The sequence below is a fragment of the Pseudonocardia autotrophica genome, assembly GCF_003945385.1.
Classification (GTDB): Bacteria; Actinomycetota; Actinomycetes; order Mycobacteriales; family Pseudonocardiaceae; genus Pseudonocardia; species Pseudonocardia autotrophica.
This window is the reverse complement of sequence record NZ_AP018920.1, coordinates 2,338,065-2,355,673: the sequence shown is the minus strand read 5'-3', so window position 1 is coordinate 2,355,673 and position 17,609 is coordinate 2,338,065. Positions and strand designations below refer to the sequence as shown.

General features: G+C 73.9%; 18 protein-coding genes. 14 read left to right on the top strand and 4 right to left on the bottom strand.

Annotation, left to right across the window (positions count from 1 at the left end; translation table 11 throughout):
* Positions 1-109 precede the first annotated feature (109 nt).
* The 6 genes from Pdca_RS11115 to Pdca_RS11090 all read left to right on the top strand — a co-directional run bounded on the left by Pdca_RS11115 (position 110) and on the right by Pdca_RS11090 (position 4,679).
* Positions 110-1,237, top strand: a complete 1,128-nt coding sequence (locus Pdca_RS11115) for a sensor histidine kinase (RefSeq protein ID WP_158092224.1) — start codon at positions 110-112, stop codon at positions 1,235-1,237.
* Entirely contained in the window at positions 1,234-1,908 is a 675-nt protein-coding gene (locus Pdca_RS11110) for a response regulator (RefSeq protein ID WP_085914248.1), read from the top strand. The genes Pdca_RS11115 and Pdca_RS11110 overlap by 4 nt, the downstream gene beginning before the upstream one ends.
* A complete protein-coding gene (locus Pdca_RS11105; RefSeq protein ID WP_125911358.1) occupies positions 1,905-3,053 on the top strand; it encodes a DUF418 domain-containing protein in 1,149 nt (382 codons plus the stop codon). Before Pdca_RS11110 ends, Pdca_RS11105 begins: the two co-directional genes overlap by 4 nt.
* A 159-nt stretch (positions 3,054-3,212) precedes the next feature.
* Positions 3,213-3,404, top strand: coding sequence for a three-helix bundle dimerization domain-containing protein (locus Pdca_RS11100; protein ID WP_085914250.1), 192 nt, complete (start codon positions 3,213-3,215; stop codon positions 3,402-3,404).
* Between the two features lie 159 nt (positions 3,405-3,563).
* Positions 3,564-3,782: a hypothetical protein gene (locus tag Pdca_RS11095; RefSeq protein WP_085914251.1), complete on the top strand. Its 219-nt coding sequence runs from the start codon at positions 3,564-3,566 to the stop codon at positions 3,780-3,782.
* A gap of 60 nt (positions 3,783-3,842) precedes the next feature.
* Entirely contained in the window at positions 3,843-4,679 is an 837-nt protein-coding gene (locus Pdca_RS11090; RefSeq protein ID WP_197719968.1) for a CPBP family glutamic-type intramembrane protease, read from the top strand.
* A gap of 18 nt (positions 4,680-4,697) precedes the next feature.
* Here Pdca_RS11090 and Pdca_RS11085 read toward each other — a convergent pair whose 3' ends face one another.
* Both Pdca_RS11085 and Pdca_RS11080 read right to left on the bottom strand, forming a co-directional pair.
* Positions 4,698-6,596, bottom strand: a complete 1,899-nt coding sequence (locus Pdca_RS11085; RefSeq protein WP_085914252.1) for a helix-turn-helix domain-containing protein — start codon at positions 6,594-6,596, stop codon at positions 4,698-4,700.
* 44 nt (positions 6,597-6,640) lie between these two features.
* The gene (locus Pdca_RS11080; RefSeq protein ID WP_085914275.1) at positions 6,641-7,426 is read right to left on the bottom strand and encodes a FadR/GntR family transcriptional regulator; all 786 of its coding nucleotides are present in this window, start codon (positions 7,424-7,426) and stop codon (positions 6,641-6,643) included.
* Between the two features lie 266 nt (positions 7,427-7,692).
* Between Pdca_RS11080 and Pdca_RS11075 the strand changes: the two genes are divergently transcribed.
* Genes Pdca_RS11075 through rutA form a run of 7 tightly spaced genes read left to right on the top strand, consistent with a single transcriptional unit; the run spans position 7,693 to position 15,720 of the window.
* On the top strand, positions 7,693-8,217 hold the full coding sequence (locus Pdca_RS11075; RefSeq protein ID WP_085914276.1) for a MaoC family dehydratase: 525 nt from the start codon (positions 7,693-7,695) through the stop codon (positions 8,215-8,217).
* Positions 8,214-9,422, top strand: coding sequence for a CaiB/BaiF CoA transferase family protein (locus tag Pdca_RS11070; protein WP_085914253.1), 1,209 nt, complete (start codon positions 8,214-8,216; stop codon positions 9,420-9,422). Before Pdca_RS11075 ends, Pdca_RS11070 begins: the two co-directional genes overlap by 4 nt.
* Before the next feature lies 1 nt (position 9,423).
* Positions 9,424-10,593, top strand: a complete 1,170-nt coding sequence (locus tag Pdca_RS11065; RefSeq protein WP_085914254.1) for an acyl-CoA dehydrogenase family protein — start codon at positions 9,424-9,426, stop codon at positions 10,591-10,593.
* Positions 10,590-12,185: an amidase gene (locus Pdca_RS11060; protein ID WP_232021513.1), complete on the top strand. Its 1,596-nt coding sequence runs from the start codon at positions 10,590-10,592 to the stop codon at positions 12,183-12,185. Before Pdca_RS11065 ends, Pdca_RS11060 begins: the two co-directional genes overlap by 4 nt.
* Positions 12,186-12,213: 28 nt before the next feature.
* Complete coding sequence (locus Pdca_RS11055) at positions 12,214-13,605, top strand: MmgE/PrpD family protein (RefSeq protein WP_085914255.1); 1,392 nt, start codon at positions 12,214-12,216, stop codon at positions 13,603-13,605.
* The gene (locus tag Pdca_RS11050; protein WP_197719967.1) at positions 13,598-14,644 is read left to right on the top strand and encodes an LLM class flavin-dependent oxidoreductase; all 1,047 of its coding nucleotides are present in this window, start codon (positions 13,598-13,600) and stop codon (positions 14,642-14,644) included. The genes Pdca_RS11055 and Pdca_RS11050 overlap by 8 nt, the downstream gene beginning before the upstream one ends.
* A 23-nt stretch (positions 14,645-14,667) precedes the next feature.
* Positions 14,668-15,720 carry a pyrimidine utilization protein A gene (rutA, locus tag Pdca_RS11045; RefSeq protein WP_085914256.1) on the top strand — a complete coding sequence of 351 codons (1,053 nt, stop codon included), beginning with the start codon at positions 14,668-14,670 and terminating at the stop codon, positions 15,718-15,720.
* A gap of 14 nt (positions 15,721-15,734) precedes the next feature.
* Here rutA and Pdca_RS11040 read toward each other — a convergent pair whose 3' ends face one another.
* Together Pdca_RS11040 and Pdca_RS11035 are read right to left on the bottom strand one after the other, a co-directional pair.
* Positions 15,735-16,559 (bottom strand): HpcH/HpaI aldolase/citrate lyase family protein, encoded by an 825-nt coding sequence (locus Pdca_RS11040; protein ID WP_085914257.1) that lies wholly within the window; start codon positions 16,557-16,559, stop codon positions 15,735-15,737.
* Between the two features lie 42 nt (positions 16,560-16,601).
* On the bottom strand, positions 16,602-16,994 hold the full coding sequence (locus tag Pdca_RS11035) for a DUF5313 family protein (RefSeq protein ID WP_085914258.1): 393 nt from the start codon (positions 16,992-16,994) through the stop codon (positions 16,602-16,604).
* A 50-nt stretch (positions 16,995-17,044) separates the two neighbouring features.
* On the opposite strand from Pdca_RS11035, the gene Pdca_RS11030 reads away from it, so the two are divergent.
* The gene (locus tag Pdca_RS11030; RefSeq protein ID WP_232021667.1) at positions 17,045-17,503 is read left to right on the top strand and encodes a MarR family winged helix-turn-helix transcriptional regulator; all 459 of its coding nucleotides are present in this window, start codon (positions 17,045-17,047) and stop codon (positions 17,501-17,503) included.
* Positions 17,504-17,609 lie beyond the last annotated feature (106 nt).

Genomic DNA, 17,609 nt, shown 5'->3' with positions numbered 1-17,609 from the left:
CACAGCCTGTCCGGCGGCGGGGGCCCGCCGTGAGTGCCGGACGTCGTGACCGCCGCCCATGACTTCCGGCACTCCGGGGCGCCTTGCCGACCCGTCTACTGTGCCCGGTATGCGCAGGATCGACCCGAACGTCGTCGCCGGGATGATCATGACGGCGCTCTGCCTGATCCTGGCCGTGCCGATGGCCCTCGAACAACTCGACCCGAGCGGCGGCAGGCCACTGGGGCCGTCGTGGCTGTGGTGGGCGATCTACGCGGTGTTCCTGGCCGCGCTGATCCTCGGCGGCTGGCTGGACGAGTGGATCGGGGCGGCCCCGACCCGCTGGCTGCTGGCCGTGATGGTGGTGGCGGCCGCCGCCCTGGTGCTGCTCGCGCCGGCGTTCGGATGGCTGCCGATCCTGCTCGTGTTCACCGCCGCGCTGTCGGTCTACCACGTGCCGTACCGGGTCACCGCCGTGATCGTGCTGCTGAACTGCGGTGTGGTCGTGGTCGTCGGAATGCTGGGCGGCAGCCAGAGCCTCGCCGGTTCGCTGACCGCGGGCGCGATCTACCTGATGCTGCAGCTGTCGTCGGTACTGCTCCTGGTGGCGCTGCGCCGGGAGGAGCGGTCCCGGGCGCAGCTGGCCGAGGCGCACGCCGAGCTGGCCGCCGCCGGCGCCGTGCTGGCCGAGACCAGCCGGGCCGAGGAACGGCTGCGGATCTCCCGCGAGCTGCACGATCTGGTCGGGCACCAGCTGACCGCGCTCGCCCTGGAGCTGGAGATCGCGACCCATCGCGACGACAAGGCCGAGCACGTCGACCGGGCCCGCGGCATCGCCAGGGACCTGCTCGCCGACGTCCGCTCGACGGTCGGTGAGCTGCGCAGACGGGCACCCGACCTGACCGGGACGCTGCAGCGGATCACCGCGCAGCTGCCCCGGCCCGAGGTGCACCTGACCGTCGCCGACGACGTCGAGGCCGACGAGGAGCACACCGTGGCCGTGATCCGCTGCGTGCAGGAGATCCTGACGAACGCGATCCGGCACGCCGACGCGGCGAACGTGTGGATCGAGATCGACCCGGCGGCCGAGGGCGGACTGCGGCTGCACGCGCGCGACGACGGCCGCGGCGCGACCGGCGAGATCGTCCCCGGCAACGGGCTGCGCGGGCTCGCCGAGCGGACCGGCGCGTTCGGCGGGACCGTCGACTTCGGCGCCGCGGCGCCGCGCGGTTTCACGGTGACGGCGGTGCTGCCGTGAGCATCCGGGTCTGCCTGGTCGACGACCAGACGCTCGTCCGGCACGGGATCCGCGGGCTGCTCGACATCCCGGGCGACATCGAGGTGGTCGCCGAGGCCTCCGACGGTGCGGAGGGGGTCGCCGCGGTCGCCGAGCACGCACCGGACGTCGTCCTGCTGGACCTGCGGATGCCCCGCCACGACGGCCTGTGGGCGCTCGAGGAGCTGCGCACCCGCGGTCTCGACGTGCCGGTCCTGGTCCTCACCACCTTCGACGACGACGAGCTGGTCCTGCGGGCGCTGCGCGCGGGCGCCCGCGGCTACCTGCTGAAGGACGTCACCCTCGAACAGCTGGTCGGCGCCGTCCGCACGCTCGCCGACGGCGGCACCCTGATCAGCCCGGCGATCACCGAGCGGTTGCTGCGGGTGGTCCGCGAGAGCCCCGCCCCGCCCGACGACGACGTGCCGATCCAGCAGCTCTCCGAGCGGGAGCTGGAGGTGCTGCGGCTGCTCGCGGGCGGGTACGCGAACCGGGAGATCGCGCAGGTGCTGTTCCTCGCCGAGGGCACCGTCAAGAACCACGTGTCGAGCGTGCTGCTCAAGCTCGGCACCCGGGACCGCACCCGGGCCGTGCTGCGGGCACTGCACCACGGCCTGCTCGACCCGCCGCACGGATCGGAGCACGCCCGGTGAGCCCACCCCGGATGGTCGCGCCCGATCTGGCCCGCGGCGCGATGCTGCTGCTGATCGTGCTCGCGCACGCCCCGCTCTACCTGACCGGCACCCCGCCGGCACCGTCGGTTCTCGACACCGTGGTCACGATCGGGACGACGTTGCTGGTGGACAGCAGGGCGTACCCGATGTTCGCCGCGCTGCTCGGCTACGGGCTGGTGCTGAGCGTGACCCGGTTGCGGGCGTCCGGGGTGTCCGAGCGGGACGCGCGCCGCTCGATCCGGCGCCGCGGGCGCTGGCTGCTGGTGTTCGGGCTGGTGCACGCGCTGCTGGTGGCGCCGATCGAGATCCTCGGCGCGTACGGGCTGGCACTGCTGCTGGTCGCCGGGCTGGTGTTCCGGCCGGACGCCACGGTGCGCCGGGCAGGGTACCTGCTGCTCGCGCTCAACAGCGTCGCGATCGTGGCGTTCACGCTCGGCGCGGTGGACGAGGGCCCGAGCGGCCCCTACGCACCGGGCATGCTGGGGCACGACGTCGAGGGACTGTTCGTCCGGCTGATCGTCTGGCTGGTGGCGGTGGTGTCCAACGTCGTGGTGTGGCCGGTGCTGGTCGCGCTGCTGATCGGGGTGCTCGCCGGACGGCACCGGGTCCTGGCCGACGCCGGCCGGTACGCCGGGCTGCTGCGCCGCCTGGTGCGGGTGGGCATCCCGGTGGCGGTGCTGGCCGCGGTGCCACTGGTGCTGGTCGAGCACGGCGTGCTGCCCGCCGGGCTCGCACCGGCCGCGACCCTGCTGCAGATCCTGTCCGGGCTCGCCGGTGGGCTGGGCTACGCGGCCGCGTTCGGTCTGCTCGGTGCGCGATTGCAGGGCGCGCCGCTGCCGGTCGTGCTGCGTCCGCTCGCGGCCGCCGGGCGGCGTTCCCTGACCTGCTACCTGCTGCAGTCGTGCCTGCTGGTCGGGCTGCTGTCGCAGGCGTTCCTCGGGTTCGGTGCCGGGACCGGAGCGGCCGGAGCGGCGCTGGCCGCGGTCGTCGCCTGGTCGGTGTCGGTGTCGGTCGCGACCGGCCTGGAGCGGTTCGGCCTGCCGGGGCCGGTGGACGCGCTGCTTCGAAAGCTGGTCCGCAGGGGCCTGCCGGAGCCGGGCTCGGCGCTACCCGCACGCAGCTGAGCGCGCCGTCACAGATCTTGCGCATGATCTTCCGCCGACCGGGTACCCCGTAACCGTACGGACGGAAACCGACGGGACGGAGGCGACGATGCGGGTGATCGGGCGGTTCGCGCGGGCGTGTGGCGGCAGCACCGGACGGGGTGTCGATCGGCACCATCGGTGAACCCGGATCTCGCCCGCGCCGCCGACGCCATCACCCGGCTGCTGGCCGAGCTGGGGCCCGGAACATCACCCGCCGTCGTCTCCGCGACGGTCCGCGAAGCATGCGAGGACCTGCGGGGCAGCCCGGTCGGTGCGCTGCCCGAGCTCGTCGAGCGGCTGGCCAGGGCCCGGTTGACCGCCGACGCCTGAGCCCGCCGATCACCGGAACGACCGGTCGTGGGCCGATGCCCGTGAGGCCTCCCGGTGCTGCCAGGCAGCGCTGTCGGTGTGCCGGCGGCAGTGCCACCGGTATGCCGGCCCGGCAGTGCCACAGGAATGCCGGCCCGGCAGTGCGGGTACCCCGCGGACGTGACATCGCACGAGGACACCCACGGCGCCCGACAGCCCCCGGTCGATCCGGCACGTGCTCTGGACGAGCTCGAGGAACGCGTCCTCGGCCGGACCGTCGATCCCGCGGACGGTGACCGGCAGCGGGACCGGGACCCCGCCGGCACGCAGGACACGGGAGACACCGACCCGGTCGAGGGCGATTCCGGCACCGGGATCGACCAGGAGCCGCCCGGCTGAGGACCATCCCGTCCTCCGCCCGGCTTGTCCCTTTCGCCCCGGTCACACCATGCTGGGCGGGTGAGCGCCGGGGCGACGACCGACAGCAGCGACACCGACCGGTCCGCCGTCGGCCGTCTGACGGCGGCGGCGCTGGTCGCCGTGTCGGCGGTGGCCCTGTTCGGGTTCGAGCAACGCCCGGTCGGCTACCTGCTGATCGTCGCGGGTCTGGGGCTCGCCGCCGCGGTCGATCGGCTGCTGCTGCGCCATCTCGCGCTGATCGCGGCCGGTCTGGTGATCATCAGCACCATGCCGCTGGCGGCCGACCTCAGCGACGCCGGGATGCTCCGCTTCACGGTGGTGCTCTCGCTGGCGGTGCTGGTGCCGCTGCTGGTGTCTCGCTTCTGGTTCGGCGAGGACATCATCCGCTTCCCGATGCTGACCGGGAAGCGCTGGAGCGGCTTCGAGTACGGCTACCTGGCGCTGGTCGTCGTCGCCGGGTACCTGATCCTGCCGGTGTACTTCATCGGCACCGGCGCCTATCAGAACTGGCCGGAGATCAGTACGACGAACGAGATCGCCCGGCTGTTCATCGGGGTCAACGCGGTCGGCCTGTGGGACGAGCTGTTCTTCATCTGCACGGTGTTCGCGCTGCTCCGACGGCACTTCCCGTTCTGGCAGGCGAACCTGCTGCAGGCCACGGTGTTCGTCGCGTTCCTCTGGGAGCTCGGCTACCGCGGCTGGGGACCGCTGCTCACGATCCCGTTCGCGCTGCTGCAGGGCTACATCTTCCAGCGGACGCGCTCGTTCACCTACGTGCTGACCGTGCACCTGACGTTCGACATCGTGATCTTCGGGATCCTGGTGCACGCCTACAACCCGCAGCTGTTCGACCTGTTCGTCACCAGCCCCCGCTGACGGCCCGGCGGAGCCTCGTCAGGAGCGGCCGAGCCGGTGCAGCCGCAGGGCCAGCTGCAGCTCCAGCGACCGTTCCGGGTCCTGCCAGCCCTCCCCCAGCAGCCGGCCGATCCGGTCCAGGCGCTGCGCGACCGTGTTGACGTGCACGTGCAGCGCCGCCGCGGCGCGGGTCGGGCTGGCCCCGGCCGCGTAGTACGCCTCCAGGGTCCGCAGCAGATCGCTGCCACGGCGCTCGTCGTGCTCGGCGATCGGGCCGAGTATCCCGCTGACGTACCCGGTGACATCGGGCCGCTCACCGAGCAGCAGCCCGGCGAAGCCCAGCTCCGCGGCGGTCGCCGACTCCCCCGCCCGGTCCAGCGCGAGCAGCGCCTCCATCGAGCGGCGGGCCTCGGCGTACAACGGGCCGGCGCCGTCCGCAGGCCGGAACGGTCCCGCCGCGCCCACCGTCACGACACCGTCCGGGTCCTGCTCGGACGCCGGCCGGGCCAGCCGGGCACCCACCGCAGCCGGGTCGTCGCCGGGTAGCAGCACGACGACCGCTCCGTCCTGCTCGCCCACCAGTGCGGATCGCCCGCCGAGGGTCGCCGCCTCCCGGACCAGCGCACGTCGCCGGGCCGGATGGGTCCGGCAGACCAGCAGGACGTGCGGGTGGCGGATGGACACGCCCAGCGCGGCGAGCCGGGCGAGCGTCGCCGGTCGCGGCTCCCCGGACGCGAGGAGCTCCGCGATCCCGTCGGCGCGGTCGATCCGGTCGGACTCGTCGGCGCGCTGGGTGAGCAGCAGCACGAGCGCGGTGACCATCGCGGCCCGCTCGACGATCCGCACCTGCCCCGGGGTCAGCTCGACCGGCCGGCCCGGGGCCGGTTCCGCACCGGGCCCGGGTGCCGCATCGCCGGACCGGACCGGCCCGCCGAGCAGCAGGGTGCCCAGCCGCTGCCCGCCGGCGATCACCGGCGTCACCCAGGCGCCACCGGCACAGGGCACCGCGACCGGGCGGCCCGCACTGTTCCCGGCCCGCCGCAGCGCCGCCGCAGCGTCCAGCCCGCCCGGCACCGATCCGTGCCGGGCAGCGGGCACGCCGTCCGGGTCGAGCACGCTCACCCAGCAGCCGAGCAGCCTGCCCAGTGCCTCGGCGATGTCGTCGACGTCGCCGCCGTCCAGCACGACACCGGCGAACCGGTCGTGCGCGTCCGAGGCCTCGGCGATCGCGGCGTGCGCGCCGCGCAGCGCCTCCAGCGCGGTCGCGGTGTCGGTGAGCCGGCGCGCCTGCACCAGCGAGACGGCGGCCAGCGCGGCCAGCGAGCCGAGCAGCGCTGCGTCGTCGGCACCGAACGGGCGGGCCGAGCGGTTGGCCGCGAAGAGCACGCCGACGAACTCGTCGTCGACCAGCAGCGGGGTGCCGCAGATGGCGACGATGCCCTCCTCCCGCACCGCGCTGTCGATCTCCTCGGTGTGCCGGTAGCGGTCGTCACCGGCGTAGCGGCCGGTCCGGTGCGGGGTGCGGCTGGCCGCGACCAGACCGCCGAGGCCGGCCCCCAGCGGGAGCCGCAGGGTCTGGAACCGGCGCGACACCGACCCGGAGGTGACCCGCATGTAGGTGTCGCCGCGTTGTGCGTCGTAGAGGGTCAGGTACGCGACGTCGGTGCCCAGCAGCACCCTGGCCCGGCGGACGATCGTGTCCAGCACCGATCCGGTGTCCGACCCGGAGGCGAGGTCCCGGGCGATCTCGACCAGTGCGGCCAGCTCGGACTCGCGGCGGCGGCCGGCGTCCATCGCGGCGCCGACCCGCAGCGCGAGCGCGCCGGCCTCCGGGGCGGAGCCCGACAGCTCCGCCGCGACCCGGGTCAGCTCCTCGGTGGGCGCGGCGCCGTCGGCCCGGTCGGCCAGCAGCCGGAGCAGGTCGAGGACGGTGCGCACGCGGCCATCCTGCCCGCGGGACTGCCGGGCACCGAGGCCCGGCCTCAGTCGGACTTCCAGGCCCCCGGCCTGCCGTACAGATCACGCAGGTCGAGCAGGTGATTGCGCATGGCCTCCTCGGCCTCGGCCGCCTCACCACGGGCGATGTGCTCGGTGATCTCGCCGTGGCAGGCGTCGACCTCGGCCCAGCGCTGCGCGGGGACCGCGGCCCGGTCCAGCCGGGTGCGCAGCACGTCGCCCACCGGCTGGCCCATCATCGTGAGCATCAGGTTCCCGGTCGCCATGAGCACCGTGGTGTGGAAGTCCATGTGCTCGACGAAACCGCTCGGGTCGCGCGGGTCACGCGGCGCCGAGGCGGCCGCGCGCAGCGCCTCGACGGTCTCCGGCGCGGACCGCTGGGCGGCCAGCCGGGCAGCGGCCGGCTCCAGCAGCAGCCGGGCCTCCAGCAGGTCGGCCATCCCCAGCCGCGGCGTCGTGACGAGCACGCCGAGCGCACCGCCGACGTCCTCGACCAGCCGGGCGGGATCGGGTGCGGCGACGAACGAACCGCCCTGCACCCCGCGCCGGGTGTCGATCAGGTGCTGGCTGGCCAGCACCCGCAGCGCCTCGCGCACGGTGGACCGGCTGACCCCGAACATGCCGGTCAGCTCGCTCTCCGCGGGCAACCGCGCGCCGGGCGCGAGTGCGCCCCGCATGATCTGCGAGCGCAGCTCGTCGGCGACCTGCCGGTAGGCCGGGCGGACCCGCTGCACCTGCAGCCGGGCCGTCGGCGCCGCCGGGACGGCAGCCGCCCCGGACCGGCCCGTGGGGCGTCGCGCACTCGGGCTCATGGTCACGCTCCACAGCTCGGCCGCGTCGGATCCGGCCCGCCACACCGGCGGGCCCGGCCGAGCGTACCGGCCGGCGGGGCCCCGATCGGGTCGCGCCCCGGAGAAACATCAGACCGACACCGTAACCTCAGGAAACCCTTGCCTCGTTAAGTGTCTGACGTTTACGGTCGGCGGGCCTCGGGCGCGCCGGACCCGGCCCGCCCCGTACAGGTCAGCGACGACCCGTGACCGTTGCCCCGGTCGCGGCCGACGAGGGAGCGCAACGCGTGACGATCAAGCCGGGATGGCAGGGACGCTTCTTCGAGGACTTCGAGGTGGGCGACATCTACCAGCACCCGCTCGGGCGCACCATCACCGAGACCGACAACAGCTGGTTCACCCTGCTGACGATGAACACCAACCAGTCGCACTTCAACCGGCAGGTGGGCGAGTCCTCCGAGTTCGGCCGGATGCTGGTGGTGTCGCCGCTGACGATCGCCGTCGCGATGGGCCAGTCGGTCATCGACACCACCCAGAACGCGTTCGCCAACCTCGGCATGGACGACCTGCGGCTGACCGCCCCGGTCTTCGCCGGCGACACCCTCTGGTCGGAGTCGATCGTGCTCGCCGTCCGGGAGTCCGGCTCGCGTCCGGCCGCCGGGATCGTCACCATCCGCACCCGCACCCTCAACCAGGACGCCGTCGAGGTGCTCACCTTCAAGCGCACCTTCTACGTGCACCGGCGCGGCGCCGAGCGGGCCGGATCGCTGTTCCCGCAGGCGGCGACCCCGCTCACCCTGGAGGACGTGTGAGGCGGCCCCTGGACGACGTCCGGATCGTCTCGCTGGAGCAGTACGGCGCCGGTCCGTTCGGGTCGATGCACCTGGCCGAACTGGGCGCCGAGATCATCAAGATCGAGGACCCGACGGTCGGGGGCGACGTCGGGCGGACCATCCCGCCCTACGCCGAGCAGGGCGACTCGCTGTTCTTCCAGTCGTTCAACCGGGACAAGTCCTCGATCACCCTCGACGTGCGCACCACCGAGGGCCGCGAGGTCTTCCACGACCTGGTCCGCACCGCCGACGCCGTCTACTCCAACCTGCGCGGCGACGTCCCGGCCAAGCTCGGCATCCGCTACGAGGACCTGCGCGAGATCAACCCGCGGATCGTCTGCTGCTCGCTGACCGGGTTCGGGATGACCGGCCCGCGCTCCACCGAGCCCGGCTACGACTACGTGCTGCAGGCGCTCGGCGGCTGGATGTCGCTGACCGGTGAGCCCGGCGGGGCCCCGCAGAAGACCGGCCTGTCGCTGGTCGACTACTGCGGCGGCTACGTCGCCGCGATCGCGCTGCTCGGCGCGATCCACGGCGCCCGCCGCGACGGCGTCGGCACCGACTGCGACCTGTCGCTCTACGACACCGCGGTCAGCCTGCTCACCTATCCCGGGACCTGGCACCTGACCGCGGGCTACGAACCCACCCGTACCCGGCGGTCGGCGCATCCGTCGCTGGTGCCGTTCCAGGCGTTCGAGGCCGCCGACGGCTGGCTGGTCGTGGGCTGTGCGAAGGAGAAGTTCTGGCAGCGGCTCACCGTGGTGCTGGAGCGCCCCGAGCTGGCCGACGACCCGCGGTTCGCCACCTTCGCCGACCGGGCCGAGCACCGCGACGAGCTGCTGCCGCTGCTCGAGGAGCTGATCCGTACCCGCACCGTCGCCGACTGGCTGGCCCCGATGTACGCGGCGGCCATCCCGTGTGCCCCGATCCGGGACGTGGCCGGGGCGCTGACCGACCCGCACACGATCGAGCGCGACCTGCTCGCCGAGACCGACCACGCCGTCTTCGGGGCGGTGCGCAGCCTGCGCAGCGCGGTCCGGGTCGGCCCGCCCGGCGCGGACCGGGCGCCGACCCGGGCGGCACCGGCGATGGGCGCCGACACCGACCGGGTGCTGCGCGAGCTGGGCTACGACGACACGAGGATCACCGCGCTCCGCGACTCCGGTGCGCTGGGGAGGGACTGAGATGGACTTCCGGCTCACCGACGAGCAGCGCCTCTTCCGGGAGACCCTGCGCGACTTCGTCGACACCGAGATCGTGCCGGTCGCCCGGGAGTGGGAACAGTCCGGCCGCTACCCCACCGAGATCGTCGAGAAGATGAAGCAGCTCGGGCTGTTCGGCCTCGCGGTGCCCGAGTCCCACGGCGGCCTGTCCGCGGACACGGTGTCGTTCGCGCTCGCCTTCGAGGAGATCTCGCGCGGCTGGATGGGCGTCGCCGGGATCCTCGGCAGCCACTCGGTGTCCTGCTTCATGCTGGCCCGGCACGGCACCGAGGAGCAGAAGCGGCGCTACCTGCCGGAGCTGGCCACCGGCGCCCGGCGCACCGGGATCGCGCTCACCGAACCCGGCGCGGGCACCGACCTGCAGGGCATCCGGACCACCGCCCGGCGCGACGGCCCCGACGGGGACTACATCGTCAACGGCACCAAGATGTGGATCACCAACGCGCGGTACGCCGATCCGCTGCCGGTGCTGGTCAAGACCGACCCGTCGGCGGACCCGGCGCACAAGGGCATGAGCATCCTGCTCGTCGAGGCGGGCTCCCCCGGCTTCGAGGTGACCGCCGACATCGGCAAGCTCGGCTACAAGGGCCCGGAGTCCTGCGAGGTCGTGCTCACCGACGTCCGGGTGCCCGCCTCGCAGCTGCTCGGCGGGGTGGAGGGCCGCGGGCTTCAGCAGGCGCTGTCGTCGCTGGAGACCGGCCGGATCAACATCGCCGCGCGCAGCGTCGGGATCGCCCAGCGGGCCTACGACGAGGCGCTGGGCTACGCCAGGGCGCGGACCGCGTTCGGCCGCCCGATCGGCGAGTTCCAGGCCGTCGAGCAGCGGCTGGCGCAGATCGCGGTCCGGCTGCAGGCGGCCCGGTTGATGACCTACTGGGCGGCGTCCCGGATGGACGACGGCGTCCGGATGGACACCGAGTCCGGCATGGCCAAGATCTTCGCCTCCGAGCAGGCCCTGGAGTGCGCCATCGACTCGATGCGGATCCACGGCGGCTACGGCTACTCCACCGAGTTCGAGGTGGAACGGCTCTACCGGGACGCCCCGCTGATGTCGATCGGCGAGGGCACCAACGACGTGCTGCGCGGCGTCGTCGCGAAGGCGCTGCTGGCCGGGAAGGCGACCATCCGGTGAGCTCCCCCGACGAGCTGGGCGCACTCGCCGCCCGGCTGGGCTACGCGCTCGACCCGGCACAGCTCTCGGCGATGGCCGAGGCGGTCGCGGGCGCCGAGTCGGCGGTGTCCGAGCTGCGCGGGATCCCGGTCCCGCCGGCGGCCGCCGATCCGGCCGCCGGCGAGTACTGGCTCCGCCCGCCGGCCGGTGCCGCGACGGACGGCCGGCCCACCGGCGACGATCCGCTCGCCGCGGCGCTGCGGGCCGCCTGGTCCGGCCGGGTGCCCGAGTCGCTGGACCGGCTCGAACGGCTGCACGCCGAGCTGAACTGCACGATCCGGGTGCTGCGCGACCGGGCACTCGGCGCGCGGCCGGTGGACGGGCCGCTGACCGGCGTCCCGTTCGCGGTCAAGGACGTCATCGACGTCTCGGGCGTCCCGACGACGGCCGCCTCCCGCACCCGCGCCGACGCCGCCCCCGCCGCGGAGTCGGCGACCGTGGTGGCCCGGCTGGAGGCGGCCGGCGCGGTCGCGGTGTCGAAGGACGCCACCACCGAGTTCGCCGTCGGCGGGCCGCACCCGCCGCTGACCGGGGCCTGCCGCAACCCGTGGGACACCGGACGCTGGGCGGGCGGCTCCTCCACCGGCACCGCCGCCGCGGTCGCCGCCGGGGTGGTGCCGTTCGGGCTGGGCACCGACGTCGGCGGGTCGGTCCGGCTGCCCGCCGCCTGGTCCGGACTGACCGGCCTGAAGCCGACCGCCGGGGCGATCCCGCGGACCGGATCGGTGCCGCTGTCCTGGACCGCCGAGACGATCGGCCCGCTGGCCCGCGACGCGCGCACCGTCGGGCTGGTGTTCGGACTGCTCCGGGGCCCGGACGGACGTGATCCCCGGGCCCCGGAGCTCCCGGCACTGCCGCCGGTGTCGGTGCCGGCGGACCTGCGCGGGCTGCGGATCGCCTGCCCCGGCGGCTACCTCACCGAACTGTGCGACGGCGCCGTGCGGGCCGGGGTGGACCATCTGCTCGACGTGCTCACCGGGGCCGGGGCCCAGGTCGTCGCCGGGGAGATCCCGTCGGCGCACCTGGCCCTGCCGATCGGCTACCAGATCGTGTTCGCCGAGGCCGCCGCGGTGCACCGGGCCGATGCCGCCCGCTGGGACTCCTACGACCCGGTGACGGTGCGCCGGATCAGCCAGGGCATCACCACTCCGGCCGCCGATCACCTGCGGGCACTGCAGTTCCGGGTACAGCTGCAGCACGAGCTCGACGCGGTGTTCGCCGGGGCCGATCTGATCGTGGTCCCGACCACCCCCGGCACGGCGCCGCGGCTGCCCGACTGCACCGTCACGGTGGACGGCGAGCGCTACCCGCTCTACGCCGCCCAGTCCCGCGCGACGATGCTCGGCAACCTCACCGGCGCGCCCGGCCTGGCACTGCCCACCGGGTTCGCCCCGGACGGCTGCCCGGTCTCGGCACTGCTGATCGCCCGCCCGCACGACGAGATCACCGCGCTGCGGGTGGCGGCCCTGTTCCAGGACCGCACCGATCACCACCGGCGCCGGACGCCGGTCGCCGAGCGGATCGGTGGGCCCTTCCCACCGGACCACATCTGAGCTGTTCGCACCGACCTGGAGGTCACCGATGACCCTGAGCGAGGCACCGCCGCGCGCCACCCTGGCCGCCACGGTGGGCGAGTTCGCCGCCCGCACCACCCTCGACGACATCCCCGCCGACGTGCTGGAGCGCGCCCGCCACCTGGTGCTCGACGCCGTCGGGCTGGCGTTCGCCTCCACCTCGCACCCGTTCTCCGGGGTCGCGCTGCGGGCGCTGACCGCGTTCGGCGGGGCGGGCGAGCAGCCGGTGCTGGGCTTGCCGGACCGGCTCCCGGCCCGGGACGCCGCCGTGCTCAACGGCGTGCTGATCCACGGCATGGACTTCGACGACACGCACATCCCGGCCGTCACCCACGTGTCCGCGGCCGCGCTGCCCGCGGCGCTCGCCGCCGCGGTAGCCGCCGGCACCGACACCCGGACGCTGCTGCTGGCCTACGTGCTCGGCGTCGAGGTCTCGGCCCGGGTCGGGATCGGCGGCGCCGGCGGGTTCCACGACGTCGGCTTCCACCCGACCGCCGTCGCCGGAGCCTTCGGGGCCGCGGTCGCCGCGGGCCGGGTCTCCGGGCTGGACGCCGCCGGGATCACCACCGCCCAGGGCATCGTCGGCTCGATGAGCGCCGGCCTGCTGGAGTTCCTGGCCGACGGCTCCTGGACCAAGCGCCTGCACCCCGGCTGGGCGGCGATGTCCGGGCTGACCGCCGCCGGCTTCGCGAAGGCGGGCTGGAGCGGCCCGGCCGAGGTCTACGAGGGCCGGTTCGGCCTCTACAACACCCATCTCGCCGGGCGGGAGACCCGGCCCGACGCCGTCGGGACCGGCCTGGGCGAGACCTGGGAGCTGATGCGCACGGCCGTCAAGCCGTACCCGATCTGCCACTTCATCCACGCCTTCGCCGACGCCGCGCTCACCCTCCGGCCGGAGATCGGCGACACCGGCATCGTCGCGATCCGGTGCGCGATCCATCCGGTCCCCGCCAAGGTCGTCTGCGAGCCGCCCGCGGCGAAGTGGGCCCCGCGCGACGAGTACGACGCCAAGTTCAGCCTCCCCTACGTCGTCGCCACCACGCTGCTGCGCGGCCGGTTCACCCTCACCGAGCTGGACGACGACGCGCTCGCCGACCGGGCCGTGCTCGACCTGGCCCGCAAGGTCCAGGTCAGCGACGACCCGGACAGCGCGTTCCCCGCCGCCTACTCCGGCGCCGTCGAGATCGAGCTGGCCGACGGCCGGGTGCTGCGGCACCGCGAGCAGGTCAACCGCGGCCACGAGGAACGCCCGCTCGCCAACGCCGAGATCGTCGACAAGTTCCGCAGCACCATCGGCCGGGCCGCGCCGGACGCCGTCGCCGACCGGGTACAGGCGGCCGTGCTGGGGCTCGGCGACGCCACCCCGGCCGCCGACTTCGCCGAGGCGTGCCGTGGCTGACCGCCCGGTGCAGGTGGGGGTGTTCCTCACCCACCAGCAGCCGGCCGGCCGCGATCCGCTGACCGCGCTGGACGAGCAGCTGCGGCTGGTCCGCGCGGCCCGCGACGGCGGCCTGGACTCGATCTTCGCCGGGCAGCACCACCTGCCCGAATCGTTCTCGCACATCCAGCCGCTGCCCTGGCTGGCCCGGCTCGCCGCCGACGCGGGCGACCTGCGGATCGGTACCGGCATCCACCTGCTGGCCCTGCACAACCCGGTGGACACCGCGGAGAGCTACGCCGGGCTCGACGTCGTCGCGGGTGGCCGGTCGGTGTTCGGGATCGGGCTCGGCTACCGGGAGACAGAGTACGCCGCGTTCGGCATCCCGCCCGGGGAGAAGGTCCGCCGGTTCACCGAGAACCTGCGGATCGTCCGCGCACTGTGGTCCGGCGAGCCGGTGCACGCCGACCTGCCGTGGTGCCGGCTCGACGGGGTCCGCGCGACCACCCGGCCGGCGTCGTCGCCGCCGGTGTGGATGGCCGCGAACTCCGACGCCGCCGTCCGCCGGGCGGCCCGGCTCGCCGACACCTGGATGATCAACCCGCACGCCACGGCGGGCACCGTGCGCCGTCAGCTGGAGCTGTTCCACGCCGAGCGAGCGACGCACGGCCGCGAGCCGCTCGGCGAGCTCCCGCTGATGCGCGAGATCTTCTGCGCGCCCACCCGGGAGCGCGCGCTCGAGCTTGCCCGGCCACACCTGGCCGCCAAGTACGAGGTCTACGCCGACTGGGGGCAGGACCGTGTCCTGCCCGGAAACGAGTCGTTCCGGGCCGGTTACGACGACCTCGCCCACGACCGGTTCGTGGTGGGCTCGCCGGAGGACTGCCTCGCGGCGCTGGTGCCGTGGCGCGACGAGCTCGGCGTCGACCATTTCGTACTCCGCACCGACTGGGCCGGTATGCCGGTCGAACACGCGCTCGCCTCACTCGACCTGCTCGCCCGCGAGGTGGCACCCGTGCTGCGCTCCTCCCCCGCCGTCCGGCCCGCCGCGGCCGGCTGATCCTCCGACCGGAAGGACCCCCCATGGACTTCGGCGTCTTCATCCCCATCGGCAACAACGGCTGGCTGATCTCCGAGAACAGCCCGCAGTACATGCCGAGCTTCGACCTCAACAAGCGGGTCGTGCAGGAGGCTGAGCTGCAGGGTTTCGCCTTCGCCCTCTCGATGATCAAGCTGCGCGGCTTCGGCGGGAAGACCGAGTTCTGGGACCACAACCTGGAGTCGTTCACGCTGATGGCCGGGCTCGCCGCCGTCACCGAGCGGATCAAGCTCTACGCCTCGACCGCGGTGCTCACGCTGCCGCCGGCGCTGGTCGCCCGGATGGCGACCACGATCGACTCGATCGCACCCGGCCGGTTCGGCATCAACATCGTCTCCGGCTGGGCCAAGGGCGAGTACGACCAGATGGGCCTGTGGCCGGGCGACGACTACTTCTCCTACCGCTACGACTACTCCACCGAGTACGTGCGGGTGCTGCGCGACCTGTTCGAGAAGGGCCGCTGCGACCTGCAGGGCGAGCACTTCACGATGAACGACTGTGTGCTCTCCCCGCGACCCTCCGGACACGTGGACATCGTCTGCGCCGGGCAGTCCGAGCGGGGCATGCGGATGGTCGCCGAGTACGGCGACTACAACTTCGTGCTCTCCCCCGGCGTCAACGACCCGGAGGTCTACCGGGAGTCCACCCAGCGGCTCGCGACGGCCGCCGAGGCGACCGGCCGGGACGTGGGATCGCTGCCGCTGTTCATGGCGATCATGGCCGAGACCGACGAAGAGGCCCAGGCCAAGTGGGCCTCCTACAACGCCGGGGCGGACGCCGCGGCGCTGGGCTACATGTCCGACGAGGGCAGCAAGGACGCCACCGCCGACGGCTCCGGGACCGCCCGGACGATCAACCTCCCGGAGGGCGCGGTGAACTTCAACATGGCCACGCTGGTCGGCAGCTACGAGACCGTGGCGCGGCAGATCGACCAGGTCGCGACGATGCCCGGGGTGAAGGGGATGATGTTCACCTTCGACGACTTCGAGCAGGGTGTGCACGACTTCGGCACCCGGGTGAAGCCGCTGCTGGGCTGACGGAGCGGGCGCTTTCAGCCCGGTCCGGTGGGACGCTCACCGGCCCGGGCGAGCAGCGCACGCGCCCGGTCGACGACCGGCTTGTCGACCAGCGCGCCGTCGAGGACCGCCACCGCACCGGCGCCGGCGGCCTCGACCACGGCCCGGGCCCAGGTCAGCTGCTCCGCCGTCGGCCGCAGTGCGGCGGCGACGGCGTCGATCTGCGCGGGATGGATGCACAGCTTCGCGGTCATCCCGAGCGCCGCGCCGGCCGCGGTGTCGGCGCGCAGCCGGTCGGCGTCGCGCACCGCGGTCGTCACACCGTCGATCGGGGCGGTGACTCCCGCCGACCGGGCGGAGAGCACCAGCTCGCAGCGGGCGACCCGCAACGCGTCGTCGTCGGTGTGGTCCACCCCGAGATCGACGGCGAGATCGACACTGCCGAACGCCGGCCGGACGACGCCGGGTGCCCCGCACACGTCCTCGGCGCGCCGGACGCCGCGGGCCGTCTCGATCAGCGGCACGATCGGGGTTCCGCCGGGCAGTGCCGCGGCCAGCCCGGCGAGCTGCCGCCCGGACTCGGCCTTCGGCAGCATCACCGGGCAGCCGGTCCCGGCGACGGCGGCCACGTCCTCGGCGTGCCACGGCGTGCCGGTGCCGTTCACCCGCACCATCGCCCGGCCACCGGCGGCCAGCCAGTCCAGCACGCCGGCGCGCGCGGCGGCCTTGCCGTCCGGGGCGACCGCGTCCTCCAGGTCGAGCACCACGACGTCGGCACCGCTGGCGACCGCCTTGTCGAAACGGTCCGGGCGGGAGCCGGGGACGAACAGGAAGGTGACGGCGGACGCGATCGGCTGCACGTCATGACATTAAAAGTCTGATGTTTCGGCGTCAACGGGTGTTCAGTCGCGCCAGCGACGCTCGTAGCGCTCCTGCGCCGCCGCTCGGTCGACCGCGCCGGCCGCGGCACGGACCGCCGCGGCGTGCCCCACCGGATAGCCGGCCTTCGCCACCCGGTGCTCGGCCGACTCGTACATGTAGGCGACCGAGTAGAAGTAGCCGAGCAGTGCCCCGGCCAGTACCGAGAGCGCCTTGACGTACGTCGGCCCCGGGATGAGCAGGAACAGCGCGACGCCGATCGGCAGCAGCTGCACGGTGACCCGCGCGAGATGGCGCAGCTGCCAGCTCGGCGCGGTGACGTCGTGCAGTACCCAGCTGCGGTGCCGGGCCGGCAGCGCAGCGCCGTAGGCGTAGAGCAACCAGCGCAGCGGACCGGGTCGGATCGACTCGCCCACGATTGGACCCCCAATTCTTGGTGCACCAACAATGTACGATGCGGGACGTGGTGAGCGCATCCCAGGGTGACCCGGACGACCTGCTCCGGCTGGACCGGCAGGTCTGCTTCGCGCTGGCGGTCGCCGCGCGGAACGTGATCGCGCTGTACCGGCCGCTGCTCGAGCCGATGGGCCTGACCCACCCGCAGTATCTGGTGCTGCTGGCGCTGTGGGAGCGCTCGCCGCGCTCGGTCGGCGAGCTGGCCGACGAGCTCGCACTCGATCCGGGCACGCTGTCGCCGCTGCTCAAGCGACTGGAGGCGGCCGGGCTGGTGGACCGGCGCCGGGTCCCCGGCAACGAGCGGACGCTCGCGGTGACCCTGACCTCGGCCGGGCGGGCGCTGCGGGCCAGGGCCGAGGCGATCCCGCCCGCGATCGTCGAGCGGCTCGGGATGCCGCTCGACGAGCTGGAGGACCTGCGCGTCGTGCTCGACCAGGTGATCGAGGCCTCCCGGCGGCAGGAGCCGTAGCCGGGGCCGATCACCGCACGGATCCGCGGTGCGACGGTGAGTCATCAGTTCTGTGGAGCGCGGCTAACGACATCCCGCACGGACACGACGAACCGGCAGATCCCGG

Bases quoted from the DNA above. Each gene is read 5' to 3' on its own strand.
- Pdca_RS11065 (WP_085914254.1), top strand. From the start codon at position 9,424: ATGGACTTCCGGCTCACCGACGAGCAGCGCCTCTTCCGGGAGACCCTG.
- rutA (WP_085914256.1), top strand. From the start codon at position 14,668: ATGGACTTCGGCGTCTTCATCCCCATCGGCAACAACGGCTGGCTGATC.
- Pdca_RS11080 (WP_085914275.1), bottom strand. From the start codon at position 7,426: ATGAGCCCGAGTGCGCGACGCCCCACGGGCCGGTCCGGGGCGGCTGCC.
- Pdca_RS11055 (WP_085914255.1), top strand. From the start codon at position 12,214: ATGACCCTGAGCGAGGCACCGCCGCGCGCCACCCTGGCCGCCACGGTG.
- Pdca_RS11115 (WP_158092224.1), top strand. From the start codon at position 110: ATGCGCAGGATCGACCCGAACGTCGTCGCCGGGATGATCATGACGGCG.